15 protein-coding genes are annotated in these 15,403 nt (G+C 42.7%); 10 read left to right on the top strand and 5 right to left on the bottom strand.

Annotated elements, in window-relative coordinates:
• Nucleotides 1-29 precede the first annotated feature (29 nt).
• The 10 genes from AC04Q1_RS06255 to AC04Q1_RS06210 all read left to right on the top strand — a co-directional run bounded on the left by AC04Q1_RS06255 (nt 30) and on the right by AC04Q1_RS06210 (nt 10,799).
• Nucleotides 30-707, top strand: coding sequence for a response regulator transcription factor (locus tag AC04Q1_RS06255; RefSeq protein WP_478362875.1), 678 nt, complete (start codon nt 30-32; stop codon nt 705-707).
• Nucleotides 704-1,957, top strand: a complete 1,254-nt coding sequence (locus tag AC04Q1_RS06250; protein ID WP_478362873.1) for a sensor histidine kinase — start codon at nt 704-706, stop codon at nt 1,955-1,957. Before AC04Q1_RS06255 ends, AC04Q1_RS06250 begins: the two co-directional genes overlap by 4 nt.
• A gap of 59 nt (nt 1,958-2,016) precedes the next feature.
• Nucleotides 2,017-2,424: a hypothetical protein gene (locus AC04Q1_RS06245; protein WP_478362871.1), complete on the top strand. Its 408-nt coding sequence runs from the start codon at nt 2,017-2,019 to the stop codon at nt 2,422-2,424.
• A 3-nt stretch (nt 2,425-2,427) separates the two neighbouring features.
• On the top strand, nt 2,428-3,219 hold the full coding sequence (locus tag AC04Q1_RS06240; RefSeq protein ID WP_478362869.1) for a phosphatase PAP2 family protein: 792 nt from the start codon (nt 2,428-2,430) through the stop codon (nt 3,217-3,219).
• A gap of 634 nt (nt 3,220-3,853) precedes the next feature.
• Nucleotides 3,854-5,101 (top strand): TolC family protein, encoded by a 1,248-nt coding sequence (locus AC04Q1_RS06235; protein ID WP_478362867.1) that lies wholly within the window; start codon nt 3,854-3,856, stop codon nt 5,099-5,101.
• Nucleotides 5,102-5,103: 2 nt separating this feature from the next.
• A complete protein-coding gene (locus AC04Q1_RS06230; protein ID WP_478362865.1) occupies nt 5,104-6,030 on the top strand; it encodes a hypothetical protein in 927 nt (308 codons plus the stop codon).
• 2 nt (nt 6,031-6,032) lie between these two features.
• The gene (locus tag AC04Q1_RS06225; protein ID WP_478362862.1) at nt 6,033-9,080 is read left to right on the top strand and encodes an efflux RND transporter permease subunit; all 3,048 of its coding nucleotides are present in this window, start codon (nt 6,033-6,035) and stop codon (nt 9,078-9,080) included.
• Nucleotides 9,081-9,180: 100 nt separating this feature from the next.
• Nucleotides 9,181-9,417, top strand: a complete 237-nt coding sequence (locus tag AC04Q1_RS06220; RefSeq protein WP_478362860.1) for a hypothetical protein — start codon at nt 9,181-9,183, stop codon at nt 9,415-9,417.
• A gap of 59 nt (nt 9,418-9,476) precedes the next feature.
• Complete coding sequence (locus AC04Q1_RS06215) at nt 9,477-10,064, top strand: Crp/Fnr family transcriptional regulator (protein WP_478362858.1); 588 nt, start codon at nt 9,477-9,479, stop codon at nt 10,062-10,064.
• A 66-nt stretch (nt 10,065-10,130) separates the two neighbouring features.
• The gene (locus AC04Q1_RS06210) at nt 10,131-10,799 is read left to right on the top strand and encodes a hypothetical protein (RefSeq protein WP_478362857.1); all 669 of its coding nucleotides are present in this window, start codon (nt 10,131-10,133) and stop codon (nt 10,797-10,799) included.
• A gap of 367 nt (nt 10,800-11,166) precedes the next feature.
• Here the strand turns inward: AC04Q1_RS06210 and AC04Q1_RS06205 are convergent, their stop codons facing one another.
• The 5 genes from AC04Q1_RS06205 to AC04Q1_RS06185 all read right to left on the bottom strand — a co-directional run bounded on the left by AC04Q1_RS06205 (nt 11,167) and on the right by AC04Q1_RS06185 (nt 15,167).
• The gene (locus AC04Q1_RS06205; RefSeq protein ID WP_478362855.1) at nt 11,167-11,724 is read right to left on the bottom strand and encodes a hypothetical protein; all 558 of its coding nucleotides are present in this window, start codon (nt 11,722-11,724) and stop codon (nt 11,167-11,169) included.
• Nucleotides 11,725-11,771: 47 nt separating this feature from the next.
• Complete coding sequence (locus tag AC04Q1_RS06200) at nt 11,772-12,041, bottom strand: hypothetical protein (RefSeq protein ID WP_478362852.1); 270 nt, start codon at nt 12,039-12,041, stop codon at nt 11,772-11,774.
• A 553-nt stretch (nt 12,042-12,594) separates the two neighbouring features.
• On the bottom strand, nt 12,595-13,572 hold the full coding sequence (locus AC04Q1_RS06195) for an MlaD family protein (protein WP_478362850.1): 978 nt from the start codon (nt 13,570-13,572) through the stop codon (nt 12,595-12,597).
• 2 nt (nt 13,573-13,574) lie between these two features.
• Nucleotides 13,575-14,348, bottom strand: a complete 774-nt coding sequence (locus AC04Q1_RS06190; protein WP_478362847.1) for an ABC transporter ATP-binding protein — start codon at nt 14,346-14,348, stop codon at nt 13,575-13,577.
• A gap of 12 nt (nt 14,349-14,360) precedes the next feature.
• Complete coding sequence (locus AC04Q1_RS06185; RefSeq protein WP_478362845.1) at nt 14,361-15,167, bottom strand: MlaE family ABC transporter permease; 807 nt, start codon at nt 15,165-15,167, stop codon at nt 14,361-14,363.
• Nucleotides 15,168-15,403: the final 236 nt, after the last annotated feature.

The raw sequence follows: 15,403 nt of genomic DNA, 5'->3' as shown, positions 1-15,403 counted from the left end.
AATCCGGGCATAATTTAATAATTTACACCATGAAAATTTTGGTCGTTGAAGATGAACAGGCACTCTATGAGAGTATTCTTGCCTATTTTACGGGTGAGGGCAATATCTGTGAACTTGCCACCAACTTTGCTTCGGCATCCGAAAAAATAGCCCTGTATCATTACGATTGCATTTTGCTGGACCTTGGCCTGCCGGATGGAGAAGGGCTGGAGCTATTAACCCAGCTGAAAAATACTAATAAGAAAGATGGGGTGCTGATCATTTCGGCACGGCACTCGCTAGATGACCGTTTGGCTGGCCTGGATCTCGGCGCCGATGATTACCTGGTAAAACCATTCCATCTTTCGGAGCTAAAGGCCAGGGTAAGTGCCATTGTAAGACGAAAGAACTTCGACGGCAACAACCTGATTACTTTTAACGAGATTAAGGTGGATGTGGCCGCGATGAAAACCGTCGTAAACGAGCAGCCTGTTGTACTGACCAAAAAAGAGTTCGACCTGTTGGTATATTTCCTTTCCAATAAAAACAAAGTGGTTACCAAAAATGCCATGGCCGAACATCTCTGGGGTGATGAAATGGACCTGTCGGATGATTTTGATTTCATTTACACCCACGTTAAAAACTTAAAAAAGAAACTTAGCGAGGCTGGTGCAAAAGACTATCTGCGCTCTGTTTATGGTATCGGCTATAAATTCAGCAGCCAATGAAACTCTCCAGCCGTTACAATAGGGTAAATATCATCACCTCCATTATCGTGTTGATTATCACCGGGATCATCTATTACCTGGTAATCCACCTCATTTTAACGAACAAGCTTGATAAAGACCTTGCTGTTGAAGAAAATGAGATCAGGCAATACACCCATACCTATAATAAACTTCCATTGCCTGCAACCTATCTCGATCAGCAGGTTGCTTACCGTATGCCTAAGGGCGATACTACCGATGTACGCGAATTTAGCTACACCACATACTTTAACCCCAAAGAGCAGGAACAGGAGCCTGGAAGAAGTCTCATTACTACGGTTAACCTGAATGGCAAAACGGTAATTGTGACCATCACCAAATCGCGTGTCGAATCAGAAGACCTGGTGCGGATCATCCTGCTGATCACCCTGGGCATCACCATGTTATTGCTCTTTTCGCTGTTGCTGATCAACCGTTTTGTACTGAACAGGCTTTGGAAACCCTTTTATGCCGTACTAAACCGGATGAAGGCCTTTGAGGTAACCCGTATGGATAACATCAGGGAAGAACCCACGCGGATTGATGAATTTAACGAACTCAATAAATCGGTAAATGCGATGGCCGAGAAGGTGAAACAGGATTATAAAGAACTGAAAAGTTTTACCGATAACGCCTCGCACGAAATGATGACGCCATTGGCCGTGATCAATTCTAAACTGGATTCGCTCCTGCAAACAGAGTCTTTTACCGAACAGCAGGGCGCCTTACTGGAAGATATCTATCAGGCCACGGGCAGGCTATCGCGCTTGCACCAGTCGCTTTTACTGTTGGCCAAGATCGAAAATAACCTGATTTCGGATACCGAGGAAATAGATTTAAAAGAAATGATCGAAGCAAAAGTCCGTCAGTTTCAGGAACTTTTTGAACGCGATGGTTTACATGTAGAGCTGAAATTATCGGCGCGGAAAGTTACCATGAGCCGTTATCTGGCCGATATCCTGTTAAACAATCTTTTCAGTAATGCGGTAAGGCACAATATAAACGGGGGGAGGATACTGATAACATTAACCCCGGAAAAACTGACCATTTCCAACACCGGAAAAACAGTACATATCCAAAACAGGATGTTCGACCGCTTTTCAAAATCGACAGCATCTGAAGGCATGGGACTGGGATTGGCCATCAGTAAACAGATCTGTAACCTCTATGGGTTTGATATCGAATACAGTCCTGTTGAAAACCTGCATTTTTTTTCAATTAATTTAGGCTAAGGCTGATAACTACAGAATTCCTACATAATTGACTGATAGTTTTGATTAAAAATAAAACTATGAAAAGGTTATTAGGAATTTTATTGCTGATGGGCGGATTGGCGATCTCGTCTCAAGCCCAGAAAATTAATGGAGCCAAAGTACCCGCTCCCGTTAAAGCTGCGTTTCAAAAAGCGCATCCGGCTGTGAAGGTAACATGGGAAATGGAGCAGGCCAATTATGAGGCTGGTTTTTCCCTTAACGGAAAGGAGACTTCTGAAGTATATACGCCAGGCGGTGCTTTACTCGAAACAGAAAGTTCGATTAAATCTTCAGAACTGCCTGCAGCGGTACTTGCCAGGCTAAAAGGGAAGAAGATTGCCGAAGCCGCAAAAATTACAAAAGCCGATGGCACAATATGGTATGAAGCTGAGGTAAAAGGTAAAGATCTATTGTTTGATGCAAACGGGAATACCGTTAAAAATTAGATCATGCGCCGAATATCCCTTTTTATCCTGCTTTTTATCAATTCGATAACAATCTGTTCGGCACAGGTAATCGATTCTACGGCAAATCTTCGGGCTGATACAGCAGGGAGATGGTACGCGGGAAACCCGGTGCCCAAAATGAAATTCAGGCCACTTACCTTTATTGCACCTGCGGTATTGATCGGTTATGGTTTTGCGGCGGTTTACGATCATGGGGCACTGAAACAGCTTGATGTGAGTACCAAGGCCGAATTGCAGGAAGATCATCCGTTATTCGCCGCCCATGTCGACGATTATTTACAGCTGGCACCCGCTGCTGCGGTGTATGCATTAAATCTTTCGGGTATTAAGGGTAAACACAATCTGTTTGATGCCTCCATGTTATATGTAACCTCTGCAGCCATTATGGGCGTTTCTACCCATTTTGTAAAACAGGGGGTAGGCAGGATGCGGCCTGATGCATCAGGTACCAATTCTTTTCCATCCGGGCATACGGCCTCGGCTTTTATGGCGGCAGAATTTCTGCACCAGGAATATAAAGATGTAAATCCATGGATCGGCTATGCGGGATATTTTGTAGCCACAGCCACCGGAACACTCAGGATGTATAACAACAAACATTGGTTTAGTGATGTAGTGGCCGGTGCCGGTTTTGGGATTGCCTCTACAAAGATCGCCTACCTGATTTACCCCTACATGAAAAGCCTGTTCACCGCAAAGAAAGAAGGCAATTTTACATTGATGCCTTTCCACCAGCCCGGCAGCACCGGATTGATGCTTTCGGGAAGGTTCTAATTGCTTTAAAACGATAAAAAAGGACAGCGGGTGGTATATTATCGCGTTCCGATTCTATTTTAATGCCTTCTGGTTTTATTTTAATGCCTTCTGGTTTTATTTTTATGCATTCGTGTTTTATTTTGATGCATTCTTGTTTTATTTTAATGCGTTCTGGTTTTATATTATCGCGTTCTGATTCTATTTTAATGCCTTCTGGTTTTATTTTTATGCATTCGTGTTTTATTTTAATGCATTCCTGTTTTATTTTAATGCGTTCTGGTTTTATAATATTGCCTGTACTTTTTATATTATGATATCCGCGTTTTATGTTAATGCACTTATTTCTCAAATACAGCTCTCACTAAGCGCAAGTTTGAGCGCTTATTGCCTTTGCCATGGCCTAACCTGTACTTAAAATAAGATTCTACTAAGTAAAACTTATTTTAGCTGTATTTCGAAAAGCACAAGTCATCCAACACACTGTGTCTAGTATAAGGATTGAGCTATTAAGGGTTTCAACCTAAGCAAAAAATCCACTTATTTCTTCAAATACAACTTCCCAAAAACCTAACTACAGAATTCCTTCATAATTAGGTCTTAATTTAGTTGTACAACTATTGAAATTCAAATCTGAAAAGATTAAAACAATAAAATGAACCTCATCTATAAACAGCTCGCGACCGTTTTACTGATTGTTTCAGTAACTCTGGTTAAGGCACAAGGGCCGGTAAAAAACCTGGATTACTATCTCGCGCAGGCGAAGTCTTTTAGTCCGGTGCTTAAGGATTTTGAAAACCAGCGTAAAACGGCCGGGATTGATAGTCTGATTGCCCGTGCAAGTACAAAACCGCAAATAACAGGCACGGGTAATGGTTTATATGCGCCAATTATACGGGGTTATGGTTATGATGAAGTAATTACCAACGGACAGGCGCTGGAAGCCCTGCTGAATGTAAATTATGATCTGTTAAATAAAAAAAGGATCAATAACCAGCTCGAAGGCATCAAAATTCAGAGCGACTCGGTTAAGTATGCCAGCCAGCTTTCATTATTCAACCTGAACCGGTCGATTATTGACCAATACATTACCGCTTTTGCCAGTCAGCAACAGGTTGATTTTAACCGTGAAGTAGTCACGCTTTTGGATCGTGAAGAGAAACTATTAAAAACGCTTACACGCAGCAATATCTATAAACAATCAGAATACCTCGCCTTTCTGGTTACGCTTCAGCAACAGCAACTTAGCTTAAAACAGGCTGAAATACAGTTTAAAAATGATTATGCAACGCTTAATTATCTGGCGGGCATAGCCGATACCATTCAGGCCAGCCTTGCAGAGCCCAAACTGGAAAGCCAGGCCTTTGCAGGCGACAAAAGTTTCTTTATCAAACGTTTCGAATTGGACAGCCTGAAAAATATCAACCTCAAGAACGGAATCGATCTGAACTATCAACCAAAACTGGGTGTTTATGCCAATGGGGGTTACAGCTCCTCGCTGGTGTTCCAGCCCTATAAAAATTTTGGTGCCAGTGTAGGTTTTACCTTTTCGATTCCGATATACGATGGCCATCAACGGAAGATGCAGTACGATAAACTGGCGCTTTCGACAAATACCGTTGTGAGTTACCGTGATTTTTTCACCCGACAGCAGATGCAGCAGATTAACCTGATTCGACAACAGCTTGCGCAGACCGATGCCCTTTTTGGTCAGATTAACGTGCAGATCCGTTTTAGCAAAGGATTGATCGATGTGGATAGTAAATTGCTCCATACCGGCGATTTAAAGGTGTCTGATTTTATCATCGCCATCAACAATTACCTTTCTGCCCAAAATTTATTGCGGCAGACCAATATCAACCGACTGAAACTGATCAACCAATTTAATTACTGGAACAGATAATCATGCAAAAATATTTCAAATTAACCTTCGGTGTTATCGCACTAATATCCTGCCTCTCAGCATGCTACAGCGCAGATCCGGTAGCAGAAACCGATGCGCCGGCTCCGGTTACGCCTGTACAGGTAACCAGCCCTAAAGACAGTTCGCTTTCCGAATATGTAGAACTTTCTGCTGTATCGGCTTATCTCGAAAAAAGTTTTGTAAAGGCCAATATCAATGGTTATGTGGAGCGAACGGGTGCTAAAACAGGCCAACAAGTAGGCACTGGAACCTTGCTTTTTACGCTGATTACCAAAGAAGCCCGTTCTATTGGCAATACGGTAAACAAACTCGACCCCGGTTTTAAGTTTTCGGGCGTTTCCAATATCCGTTCGGGTCAGGCCGGCACCATTGTTCAGGTGAACCACCAGAATGGCGATTATGTGCAGGATGGAGAAGCCCTGGCCACCATCAGTAACCGCAACAGTTTGGTGTTTTTACTTGATCTGCCTTACGAACTCAACAAAATTATTAGCCAGAATAAAACCATTGATGTGCTTTTACCCGATGGAACTAAACTGGCAGGATCAGTTTCAGGAATCATGCCCTCGGTTGATTCGCTTGCCCAAACCCAACGTTATATCATCAAGATACCCACCAGCAAAGATATTCCACAGGGGCTTATTGCCAAAGTAAGATTAAGCAAACTGAGCCATGCAAAGGCACAGGTATTGCCTAAATCGGCGGTATTATCAAATGAGACTGAAGATGAATTTTGGGTAATGAAAATGATCAATGATTCGACGGCGGTAAAAGTAAATGTGAAAAAGGGGATCGAAAGCAACTCGTTAATTGAGGTATTGGAGCCCAGATTTACAAAAACCGACCGCATCATCAAAACCGGAAATTATGGCATTGCCGATACCGCCAGGGTTAACATACAGAAATAGCCATGAACAGATTCTTTATTTCCCACAAAAATCCCATTCTGGCGGTACTGGTTATCATCCTCATTGGCGGCATTTACTCTTTTCAGCAGCTTAAAACTGGCCTTTTTCCGGAGATTACCTTTCCAAAGATCAAAATCATTGCCGATGCAGAACTTCAGCCGGTTGATAAAATGGTGGTTACCGTTACCCGTCCGCTGGAAAACGCGGTAAAACAGGTGCCTGATCTGCAGCTGGTACGGAGCACCACGAGCCGGGGGAGTTGTGAACTTTCTGCTTTTATGAACCCTGGTGCTGATATCGATCTGAGCCAGCAACGCATCGAATCGCAGATTGCGAAGATTTCAGCGGCGCTTCCTGTAGGGGTAAATATCTCGGTCGAAAAAATGAACCCTTCTATACTCCCTGTGAGTGGATATAGCTTGGAAAGTCACAATTATTCGCCAGCCGAACTCAAAAAAATAGCAACTTACACGGTAAAACCTTTTCTATCACAGGTTGACGGCGTTTCCGAAATCCGTGTGATAGGTGGCAAAACAAAAGAATATTGGCTGGAGCTTGATGTGCAGAAAATGCAGTCGCTGGGCATTTCTCCAGACCAGATTTCTGCAGCCCTTTCGCAAACCAATTTTATCAAATCCAACGGTTATCTGTCCGATAATAATTTCCTTTACCTCTCGGTAACAGATGCCACGGTAAAAACCAGGAACGACCTGGAAGAACTGGTACTTGCCCGAAAGGGGAACCGTTCGGTACGGATAGTAGACGTGGCAAAAGTAAATATCCAGCAGAGCGTAGAATATACCCGCATCAATGCCAATGGAAAAGACGGGATACTGATCGCGGTAATTAAACAGCCCAATGCAAACCTGGTTGACCTTTCTGCCGAAATGGCCGCTAAGGTTGAGCAGCTTAAAAATATTCTTCCGGCAGGGGTAAGCATTAAACCCTATTATGTACAGGCTGATTTTGTGAACGAATCGGTTAAAAGTGTGCGCGACAGTTTATGGATCGGACTGGCCCTGGCCATTATTGTAGCCATTATTTTTTTACGCTCTTTAAAGGCCAGCGCCACCATACTCATTACCATTCCGGTAACCCTTTGTCTTACCGTGATTGTGCTTTACTTTATTGGTTACTCCTTGAATATCATGACGCTTGGTGCCATTGCAGCAGCCATCGGACTCATCATAGATGATGCGATTGTGGTGGTAGAGCAGATTCACCGTACACACGAAGAGCATCCTAACGCACCGACAGCCCCCCTAATCAGCAAGGCCATCACTTACCTTTTTCCAGCCATGCTCGGCTCATCCATTAGTACCATCGTTATTTTTGTTCCCTTTGTGCTCATGACAGGGGTGGCCGGATCCTATTTTCAGGTGATGACCAATACCATGATCATTACGCTGGTATGTTCATTTTTTGTCACCTGGATCGGACTGCCCGTAATCTACCTGTTGCTAACCAAAAACGCGCATAGCAATGCCTCTGGGAGAGACGTTGCTGTACATGAGGTTAAAGCACAGAACTGGGTACGTTTTTTTATCAAACGGCCATATATTTCCTATATGTTTATCCTCGTACTGATCGCATCAATTGTTTTGGTATTTCCAAGACTTCAAACCGGATTTTTACCCGAAATGGATGAAGGCAGTATTGTACTCGATTATGCATCCCCTCCGGGCACCTCGCTGGAGGAAACCGACAGGATGCTGAAAGAAGTAGAAAAAGAAATCGTTAAAATTCCTGATGTACAGGCCTATTCGAGGAGAACGGGCACACAGATGGGCTTTTTTATCACCGAACCCAATACCGGAGATTATCTGATCCAGCTGAAGCCAAACCGTAAAAACAGTACTGATGAGGTAATTTCGGAGATCAGGGCACATATTGAACACACGCAGCCCGCACTGGTTGTCGATTTTGGCCAGGTGATCGGCGATATGCTGGGCGATTTAATGAGCTCAACACAGCCCATTGAAGTGAAGATTTTTGGTAACGACCAGCAGAAACTACAACAATTGTCGAAACAGGTTGCCGGTCTGGTTTCAAAAGTAAATGGAACCGCCGATGTATTCGATGGGATTATCCTCTCGGGTCCAACGGTTAATATTCAGCCTAACTTCTCGATGCTCGCCCAATACGGCATTACCCCGCTTTCTTTTCAGGCACAAGTGCAAACCGCCATGCAGGGCAACGTTATTGGCGATCTGTGTGATAAACAACAACTTTCGCCCATCCGGATGGTGTATCCGGGAAGCCGGACTTTTGGCGTATCAGATATTTCAGCACTTAAAATCTTTCTCCCTAACGGAGCAGCAGTGCCCATTCAGAGCCTGGCCAAAGTTGATCTTCAATCGGGCAACGCGGAAGTGGAACGCGAAAACCTGCAAACCATAGGTGCCATCACGGCAAGGCTCGATAACCGGGATCTTGGAAGTGTGATGAAAGATATCCAGTCGGTGGTAGGTTCAAAAGTAAACCTGCCATCAGGCTACCATATCGAATATGGTGGGGCGTATAAAGAACAGCAGCAGTCTTTTTCTGAGCTGTTAACCATTTTAATTGCTTCCAGTTTATTGGTATTCAGTGTCATTCTTTTCCTTTTCAGGGACTTTAAAATTGCCTTTTTAATTCTTTTGATTTCAGTATTGGGCATTTCAGGAAGTTATCTTGCCCTGTTACTTATCGGTACACCTTTAAATGTGGGCAGTTATACCGGTTTAATCATGATTGTGGGTATCATCGGAGAGAACGCTGTATTTACCTTTTTGCAGTTTAAAGAATCGCTGATCGAAAAAAATGTAGAAGATGCCATCACTTTTGCCATCTCGACCAGGTTGAGGCCGAAACTCATGACGGCTTTAGGGGCAATCATTGCCTTACTGCCTTTGGCTTTGGGTATAGGCGCTGGAGCACAGCTGCACCAGCCACTGGCCATTGCGGTTATTGGTGGTTTTATAGTGGCATTACCACTTTTATTGATTGCCTTACCAAGTCTGATCAGCAGGTTTTATACCCCTAAGGAAGAACGACATGAGGTAACATAGAGCACTATTCTTCATCAGGCGTAACAAACCTGTTGTTCAGATAAGCTTAACGGTGGCTTAATAATCGAATCTTTGCTTTTTATTGTGTTAACTTTGCGATGTGAATTTTCCGCTCTACATCTATTACGAACTGCTCATCCGTTTATCTGAAATTGAATCCGAAATCGGTCATTATGTATCCTCTACTGCCGATCAGGAAATCTGTATCATCCGCACCACTAACGGAACGGTTAAAGTGTCTGTTAATGTTTTAAAAAGACAATTTGACGACCCTAACCTTATTGGTAGTGAAGAGCTTAATTTATTAATTAAAACATTCAGGCCAAATTATCTGTAGTTTATCTCATAGGTTAATCCCAAACGCAAAAAGATGCGTTGCAGGTTAAACAGGTTAATATGAAGATAGAACAATATGAATCCAGTCAAGATTTTATTGGCTTTGTGAACAATCTTTGTGCGTTAGAAAATGATGCCGCCACCATATTGTCTAAACAATTAGAAACCGTCCAATTTAAAAAAGGAGAAACCGTATTAGCGCAGGGAAATTTATGTAGATATGTATACTTTATTAACAGCGGACTAGTAAAAACTTGTTTTGAAAGTAAGGAAAGGACTTTTATCATGCGTTTCTTTGCTGAAGGCACGATGTTTACTGTTCTCGATAGTTACCTTACTCAGAAGCCCTCAGCTTATAAGGTAGAGGCTTTAGAAAATACAGTGGTTACGCGTATATCGCGAACAGAAATGGATAAACTTTGTGCGCGTTTTCATGCGATGGAAACTTTTTTTAGAAAACTGGTTTCTATGGCTTCGGTTAACATGATGTCGAGGATTGGTGAAATATTAGAAGAGCAAGCCACGGCGCGTTACGAGAATTTTTTAAAGGAGAACCCGGATCTCGTACAGCGGATCAGTCTCGGCGATCTGGCGAGTTATCTCGGCATCACTCAGGTTTCTTTAAGCAGGATCAGGGCCGGAATATAGTTTTTATCATTTGATAAATTTTCGTTGACATAGATAGGCTAAGTTTGATATACTAATGTAAAGGTTATGAAAACAAAATTCTCTATCCCGCAAAAGCTGAGCCTGGTTATTGCAATGGTGTTTACCTTGGTTGCACCGATAACGGGTTATTTAGCTATCGGATTGCCGCCTGTTATTATTGTAGGCGGGTCTGCTTTAATTGGCCTGGTATGCTGGTATATTACTTATCTTAAAAACCCGGTAGACCCAAAAATTATTTTGCCGCTTTTTCTGTTAACTGTTGCTGGTCTGCAGATCCACATTATAGAAGAATACCTTACGGGTTTTGCTCCTGCCATGAGCAGGCTCTTTGGCATTCCTTGGAGTGAAAAAAGTTTTTTGATGGTTTTTGCATTGGTTGGCCCCACAATTTACACCCTTACAGCCCTCGGCCTGTATTATAAAGTCCCTATTGCTGGTTTTGTTGCCTGGTTTATTTTTATAGGCCCAGGTGTAGCTGAGTTTACACATTTTATCTTTCCGCTAATCAAGCCACAACTGGATGCCAGAACCTTGGAACCACTTACTGCTTCTATCCATGGAAAAATGATTGTTAATATGCGTAACTATTACCTTGGGACAACCGGAAGGTATTATTTTCCCGGCATGTGGACGGCTATATTGCCGATGATACCTGGAATGTATGCCATTTACCGTTTGTTTAAGTTAAACACGTTAGAAAAGGCGAAGGCGTAGTGTTATGTTATTAAACTGTTAAGCTTTTGCTTTACACTTTTAAATGCAAGCTGACTGATTACTTTTGCGGCGGTCAAAAAGAAATGATCATGTAGAGCGCTGGCCGGTAGCATGCCGAAGGTTCGATTCCTTCCTCTACAACGCTATTAAATCCTTGCCATCAGTATATTCACACAGATCTGGTCTGGATCTGAACTTCATTTTTTATTCATGTTTAGTTTTTAGGTTTGTAACATAGATTGGTTATATCTATTAGGTTTTGGTTAGGCAAAATAAGCTGCAACGGATGTTGTGGCTTATTTGTTTCAAGTCATATTGTGCCGGGCCCGATATCCTTCCTGCTGTTGAGCCCATTTGGGCTGATTATTTATGGCATATCCCGCTCAAAATAGATAATATTTTGATCAAATTTGCCCTGATAAGGATTTCCTTTTGGCCTAAAACCATTAGACATCAGAAAACGCTGACTGCTGGGGGTGGCCGTAGTGGAAAACAGGATGCCCTGGTGATCGCTGATTTTTTTAAGTAACATCCGTTTCAAGGTACTGCTGATCCCCCTTCTGCGGACAGATTCGCGGGTGAAAGAATAACCGATTTCCATAAAAGGTTGATCGATGCCAACGTCAATTCCGGCTTTTTGATGTACATCTTCCAGATAGGCCAGGCTGGGCCTTTTGATGGCTGAAATGCCCACCAGTCTTTTGCCATTGTAACAGAACGCGAGAAATGCGGCACTGAAAATCTTGAGTGGCAGGTCAACAGGCGAAACCTTGTTTCCTTTTCTTAATAACATATAAAAGTGGTGGAGCTGGGTAATGGAGCAATCGGCAGGCCTTTTGATCTCAAAATAACAGTTACCGAGAAAATTCGGCTCATGATAGTGGTCCTGATAAAATACCAGTCCGGTAGCGATATGGTGGTTCATTGGGATAGGTTTAGGTGAAGACAGATACGGTTTGCTTTTAGGCCAGCTTATTTATTTTTGGCTTTTAGCGATTCCTTTAATGGATCGGATAGGGAAAGCATTTCACATACTTTATCATTCCAGTCAATAAGCGCATCCTCGGGTGAAGTTCCGAGGCCTGAAACATCGTGTTCCTCTTCGAATGACAGTACGGCATAGTAGCAATCGCCATCCTGGTAGATGGAAGGTTTAAATTGCATCACAAATGCAGGTAGCCTGTACCTGTTATAATCAAAATCCACAAGTCTTCCCGGGATCGTTCTGGCCTGCTGTTTCATAGGTTGCTGTTTTATTTAAAACTTCGTTGTTACCCATCTGTGGTTCTGGCAAACAAACGTATTTCTAAATTAAGCATTCAGTGTTTCCTTAAGGTTAGGCGCTTATTGTCTGTTTGTTAAGTTGTTGTTTTTTTTGCCTGGGTTTTTGCAATGAGAGCCATTAAACCTTAGTAAATAAACAGTATAATTTATTGTATTTTTCCATGAGTTGAAATGCAATTGGAAGAGGTTGGAACGGGCTTGCTTTCGATATTTTGACAATTCAATCCTGATAAAAGGCGTGCCAAGCCCCTGTTAAACTTGAAGTAATGGTTGCGATATTAATTTAAATTATAGCCACAATTAAACAAGGAATTAACGGGGATCACCGGTAAACAGGTAGCGTAATCGGCTATCAACTAAGAGGAGAATGGGTAATGAAAGCTTTACCTAAATCGAGTCTGATAAAGAAAAAAGCAACATTTTCTTCAACCCTTAATTCCACTAATCAGGGTAGTCTTCTACTGCGAAACAATCCTACAAATGATGACAGACGGCAGACCGCAATTAGTAATTATTGCTGCTGTCTTTTTAACGAATCTTTAGCCCTTTTCTTGAAAAAACCACGGAGCAGAAAATTGCTCTGTACGGCTTCCAGGTCTTCATCCAGTTTTTTACTGCTTTTTTCCAGATTCAACATAATTGCCTTTACCTGTTCGGCTGTTTTCTGATCGTTTAACAACAATCCGGCGGCATTGTCTGAAGTTTTTAGTTTTGCCGATGCGGCATCCAGGTTGGCCGCTAAACTTGAAGCCGACTCTACAGATTTTTGTAAAGTGGCAGCAGAGCGTTCCAGCTTTTTAAATATTGCTGTATCGGTTAGCATTTTATCCATGAGGCCGTCTTTTGTATTCAGCGTTTTTCCAAAGCGGCCAAGGAGCTCGGCACTTTGCGCTGTGGCAATGGAGGTACGGTTCAGGTTTGCCACCATCGATTTAAAATTCGTAGCCAGCTCCTGATCAGATAACAGGGCACCGGCGGCACCTTTTCCATCAATCAGATTTCTGGCCAGTATCTTAAAGTCGCCGGTCACATCTACCAGGTTTTTATTGTTTACCTGCAAGGTTTTCATGATGTCATCCGTAGAAAGCGAAGTATTCACTTTCAGCTGATCGCCATCTTCTACAAAAGGGAATTTCGGATTGCCACCCGTTAGTACCACAATTTTGTTTCCGATCAGTCCGTCTGCACCAATGCTCGCGCCTGCATCTTTATGGATATATTTGTGCACATCTTCCTCTATACTCAGGTATACCTTTACCTGGGAAGTGCCAAAAAATTCTATTTTCTTGATCGTACCGATCTTTACCCCCGAAAACCATACATTATTTCCTTTTTTCAGTCCTTGAATGTCGTTAAATACCACGCTAAGGGTAAAACTCTTTACAAAAGTTTTCTTCTGGCTGCCCAGGGTAAATATCCCCAATACAAAAATCAGGATACCTATGGCGATGAAAATACCTACTGTTATTTTTTTTCTGTTTTCGTTCATGGTTATTGTATAAAGTTGTAATCGAAAAAGGGTTGTGCCTGTTGATCGCCCGAATTGAACACCTGGTCGAAAGAGCCTTGTCTCTCAAAACTCCGTTCAATAAGCATGGCTACCCTGTTGCCTACTTCCTTGGCGCAGGTTAAATCGTGGGTAATAACAATGGCACTCGTGTGGTAACGTTCCTGCACATCATTGATGAGTTTGTTGATTTCGCGGGAGGTAATGGGATCCAATCCGGCGGTAGGCTCATCATACAGCATAATCTCCGGTCTTAAAATTAAGGTTCTTGCGATACCGATGCGTTTTCGTTGTCCGCCCGAAAGTTCGGAGGGCATTTGGTTAATGGTTTGCGACAGGCCCACAGCATCCAGCATTTCTTCAACCGAATCTTTTACTTCCTGTTTGCTCAGATCCTTCCGGTTACGCACCAGAGGAAACTCGAGGTTTTCTCTAACGGTCATACTATCGTATAGCGCACTGTTCTGGAACGAAAAACCAACCCTTAAGCGGAGTGCAAGAAGTTCGGCATAGGAAATTTCATCCACCACCTGGTTCAGCACGCTTACCAGTCCCGAATCGGGTTTAAGGAGGCCGATGATAATTTTGATCAATACGGACTTACCTGTTCCGGATTTACCCAAAACCACCAGGTTTTCGCCTTTATATAAATCAAGCGATGCATTTTCAAGTACGCTATAGTTTCCAAAGGATTTGTTCAGCCCTTTGATTTCAATCACTTTTTCCGCTTGTTGATCTGTAAATGGTTTTTCTTTCATCACTGGCGGGCTTTAAGTATTAAACAAACTAAATATCTGTACACATACTACTTCCTCCACAAAAATGAGGAACATGGCGATAACCACAGAAGAATTGGCCGCTTTACCCACACCTTCTGTACCCTTAGAAGAATGGTAGCCTTGGTAACAACCAACTATGGCAATGGTGAAACCAAACAGTATCGCTTTAACTGTAGAAGCAATAATATCTAAATACGTGATGCTTTCTAGTGAACTTTGGAAAAACGTAGTCGCGCTCGTACCTTCATTTACCGACACATTGAGCAGTGCACCCAACATCCCCACCATAGCGGTGTAGAAGGTAAGAATGGGCATGGTGATCGTAGCCGCCAAAACACGGGTACTCACCAGAAATTTAAAGGGGTTGGTTGCCGAAACCTCCATCGCATCAATCTGTTCGCTTACCTTCATCGAACCCAGTTCGGCACCTATGCTCGAACCCACTTTCCCCGCGGCAATAAGTCCGGTAAGCAGGGGGGCAAGTGTTCTGAGCAGGGCGATCCCCACCAATGATGGAAGCCATGAAGTTGCACCGAATTCGGAAAGCGATGGCCGCGACTGTTTGGTAAATACCAGCCCGGTAATAAAGCCGGTTGTAGAAATCAGTAAAGCAGAGCGATAACCGATTTCGTAACATTGCCGCACCAGTTCTTTAAGCTCATAGGGTGGGAGAAAGGCCTCCCTGAAAAATCTCCCGATGAACCTAAAAACCTCGTAAAGGGAAATAAACCAGGCCGCAAGCCGTCCAACAGGTTTCAGTTCATTCGGGTCGGCATTTAACTCTTTTTCTGTAGCCATTTATTTTTTGATTCCTGTTTCGCTTATTTAATTAATATGGGAAGACTCTTTTTTTGGGCCGCATTTTAACTGCTGGCGTTTACTATCCTAAGGTATACATAAAAGTGTGCAAATTGTTTGATTTTAAACACTTTGGTTATGTTAAATAATCGTAAATTAACGATATTGATATGAGAAATCGGTTTTTATGCATCTTTCGTATTGTGATGAAAAAGAAATTTTTCCTTGCCTTTAGT

The sequence above is a fragment of the Pedobacter humicola genome, assembly GCF_056490705.1.
Note: the sequence above shows the minus strand (reverse complement) of the source record. Positions and strands in the feature narration are given on the sequence as shown.

Bases quoted from the DNA above. Each gene is read 5' to 3' on its own strand.
- AC04Q1_RS06255 (WP_478362875.1), top strand. From the start codon at position 30: ATGAAAATTTTGGTCGTTGAAGATGAACAGGCACTCTATGAGAGTATT.
- AC04Q1_RS06250 (WP_478362873.1), top strand. From the start codon at position 704: ATGAAACTCTCCAGCCGTTACAATAGGGTAAATATCATCACCTCCATT.
- AC04Q1_RS06245 (WP_478362871.1), top strand. From the start codon at position 2,017: ATGAAAAGGTTATTAGGAATTTTATTGCTGATGGGCGGATTGGCGATC.
- AC04Q1_RS06240 (WP_478362869.1), top strand. From the start codon at position 2,428: ATGCGCCGAATATCCCTTTTTATCCTGCTTTTTATCAATTCGATAACA.
- AC04Q1_RS06235 (WP_478362867.1), top strand. From the start codon at position 3,854: ATGAACCTCATCTATAAACAGCTCGCGACCGTTTTACTGATTGTTTCA.
- AC04Q1_RS06230 (WP_478362865.1), top strand. From the start codon at position 5,104: ATGCAAAAATATTTCAAATTAACCTTCGGTGTTATCGCACTAATATCC.
- AC04Q1_RS06225 (WP_478362862.1), top strand. From the start codon at position 6,033: ATGAACAGATTCTTTATTTCCCACAAAAATCCCATTCTGGCGGTACTG.
- AC04Q1_RS06215 (WP_478362858.1), top strand. From the start codon at position 9,477: ATGAAGATAGAACAATATGAATCCAGTCAAGATTTTATTGGCTTTGTG.
- AC04Q1_RS06210 (WP_478362857.1), top strand. From the start codon at position 10,131: ATGAAAACAAAATTCTCTATCCCGCAAAAGCTGAGCCTGGTTATTGCA.
- AC04Q1_RS06205 (WP_478362855.1), bottom strand. From the start codon at position 11,724: ATGAACCACCATATCGCTACCGGACTGGTATTTTATCAGGACCACTAT.
- AC04Q1_RS06200 (WP_478362852.1), bottom strand. From the start codon at position 12,041: ATGAAACAGCAGGCCAGAACGATCCCGGGAAGACTTGTGGATTTTGAT.
- AC04Q1_RS06195 (WP_478362850.1), bottom strand. From the start codon at position 13,572: ATGAACGAAAACAGAAAAAAAATAACAGTAGGTATTTTCATCGCCATA.
- AC04Q1_RS06190 (WP_478362847.1), bottom strand. From the start codon at position 14,348: ATGAAAGAAAAACCATTTACAGATCAACAAGCGGAAAAAGTGATTGAA.
- AC04Q1_RS06185 (WP_478362845.1), bottom strand. From the start codon at position 15,167: ATGGCTACAGAAAAAGAGTTAAATGCCGACCCGAATGAACTGAAACCT.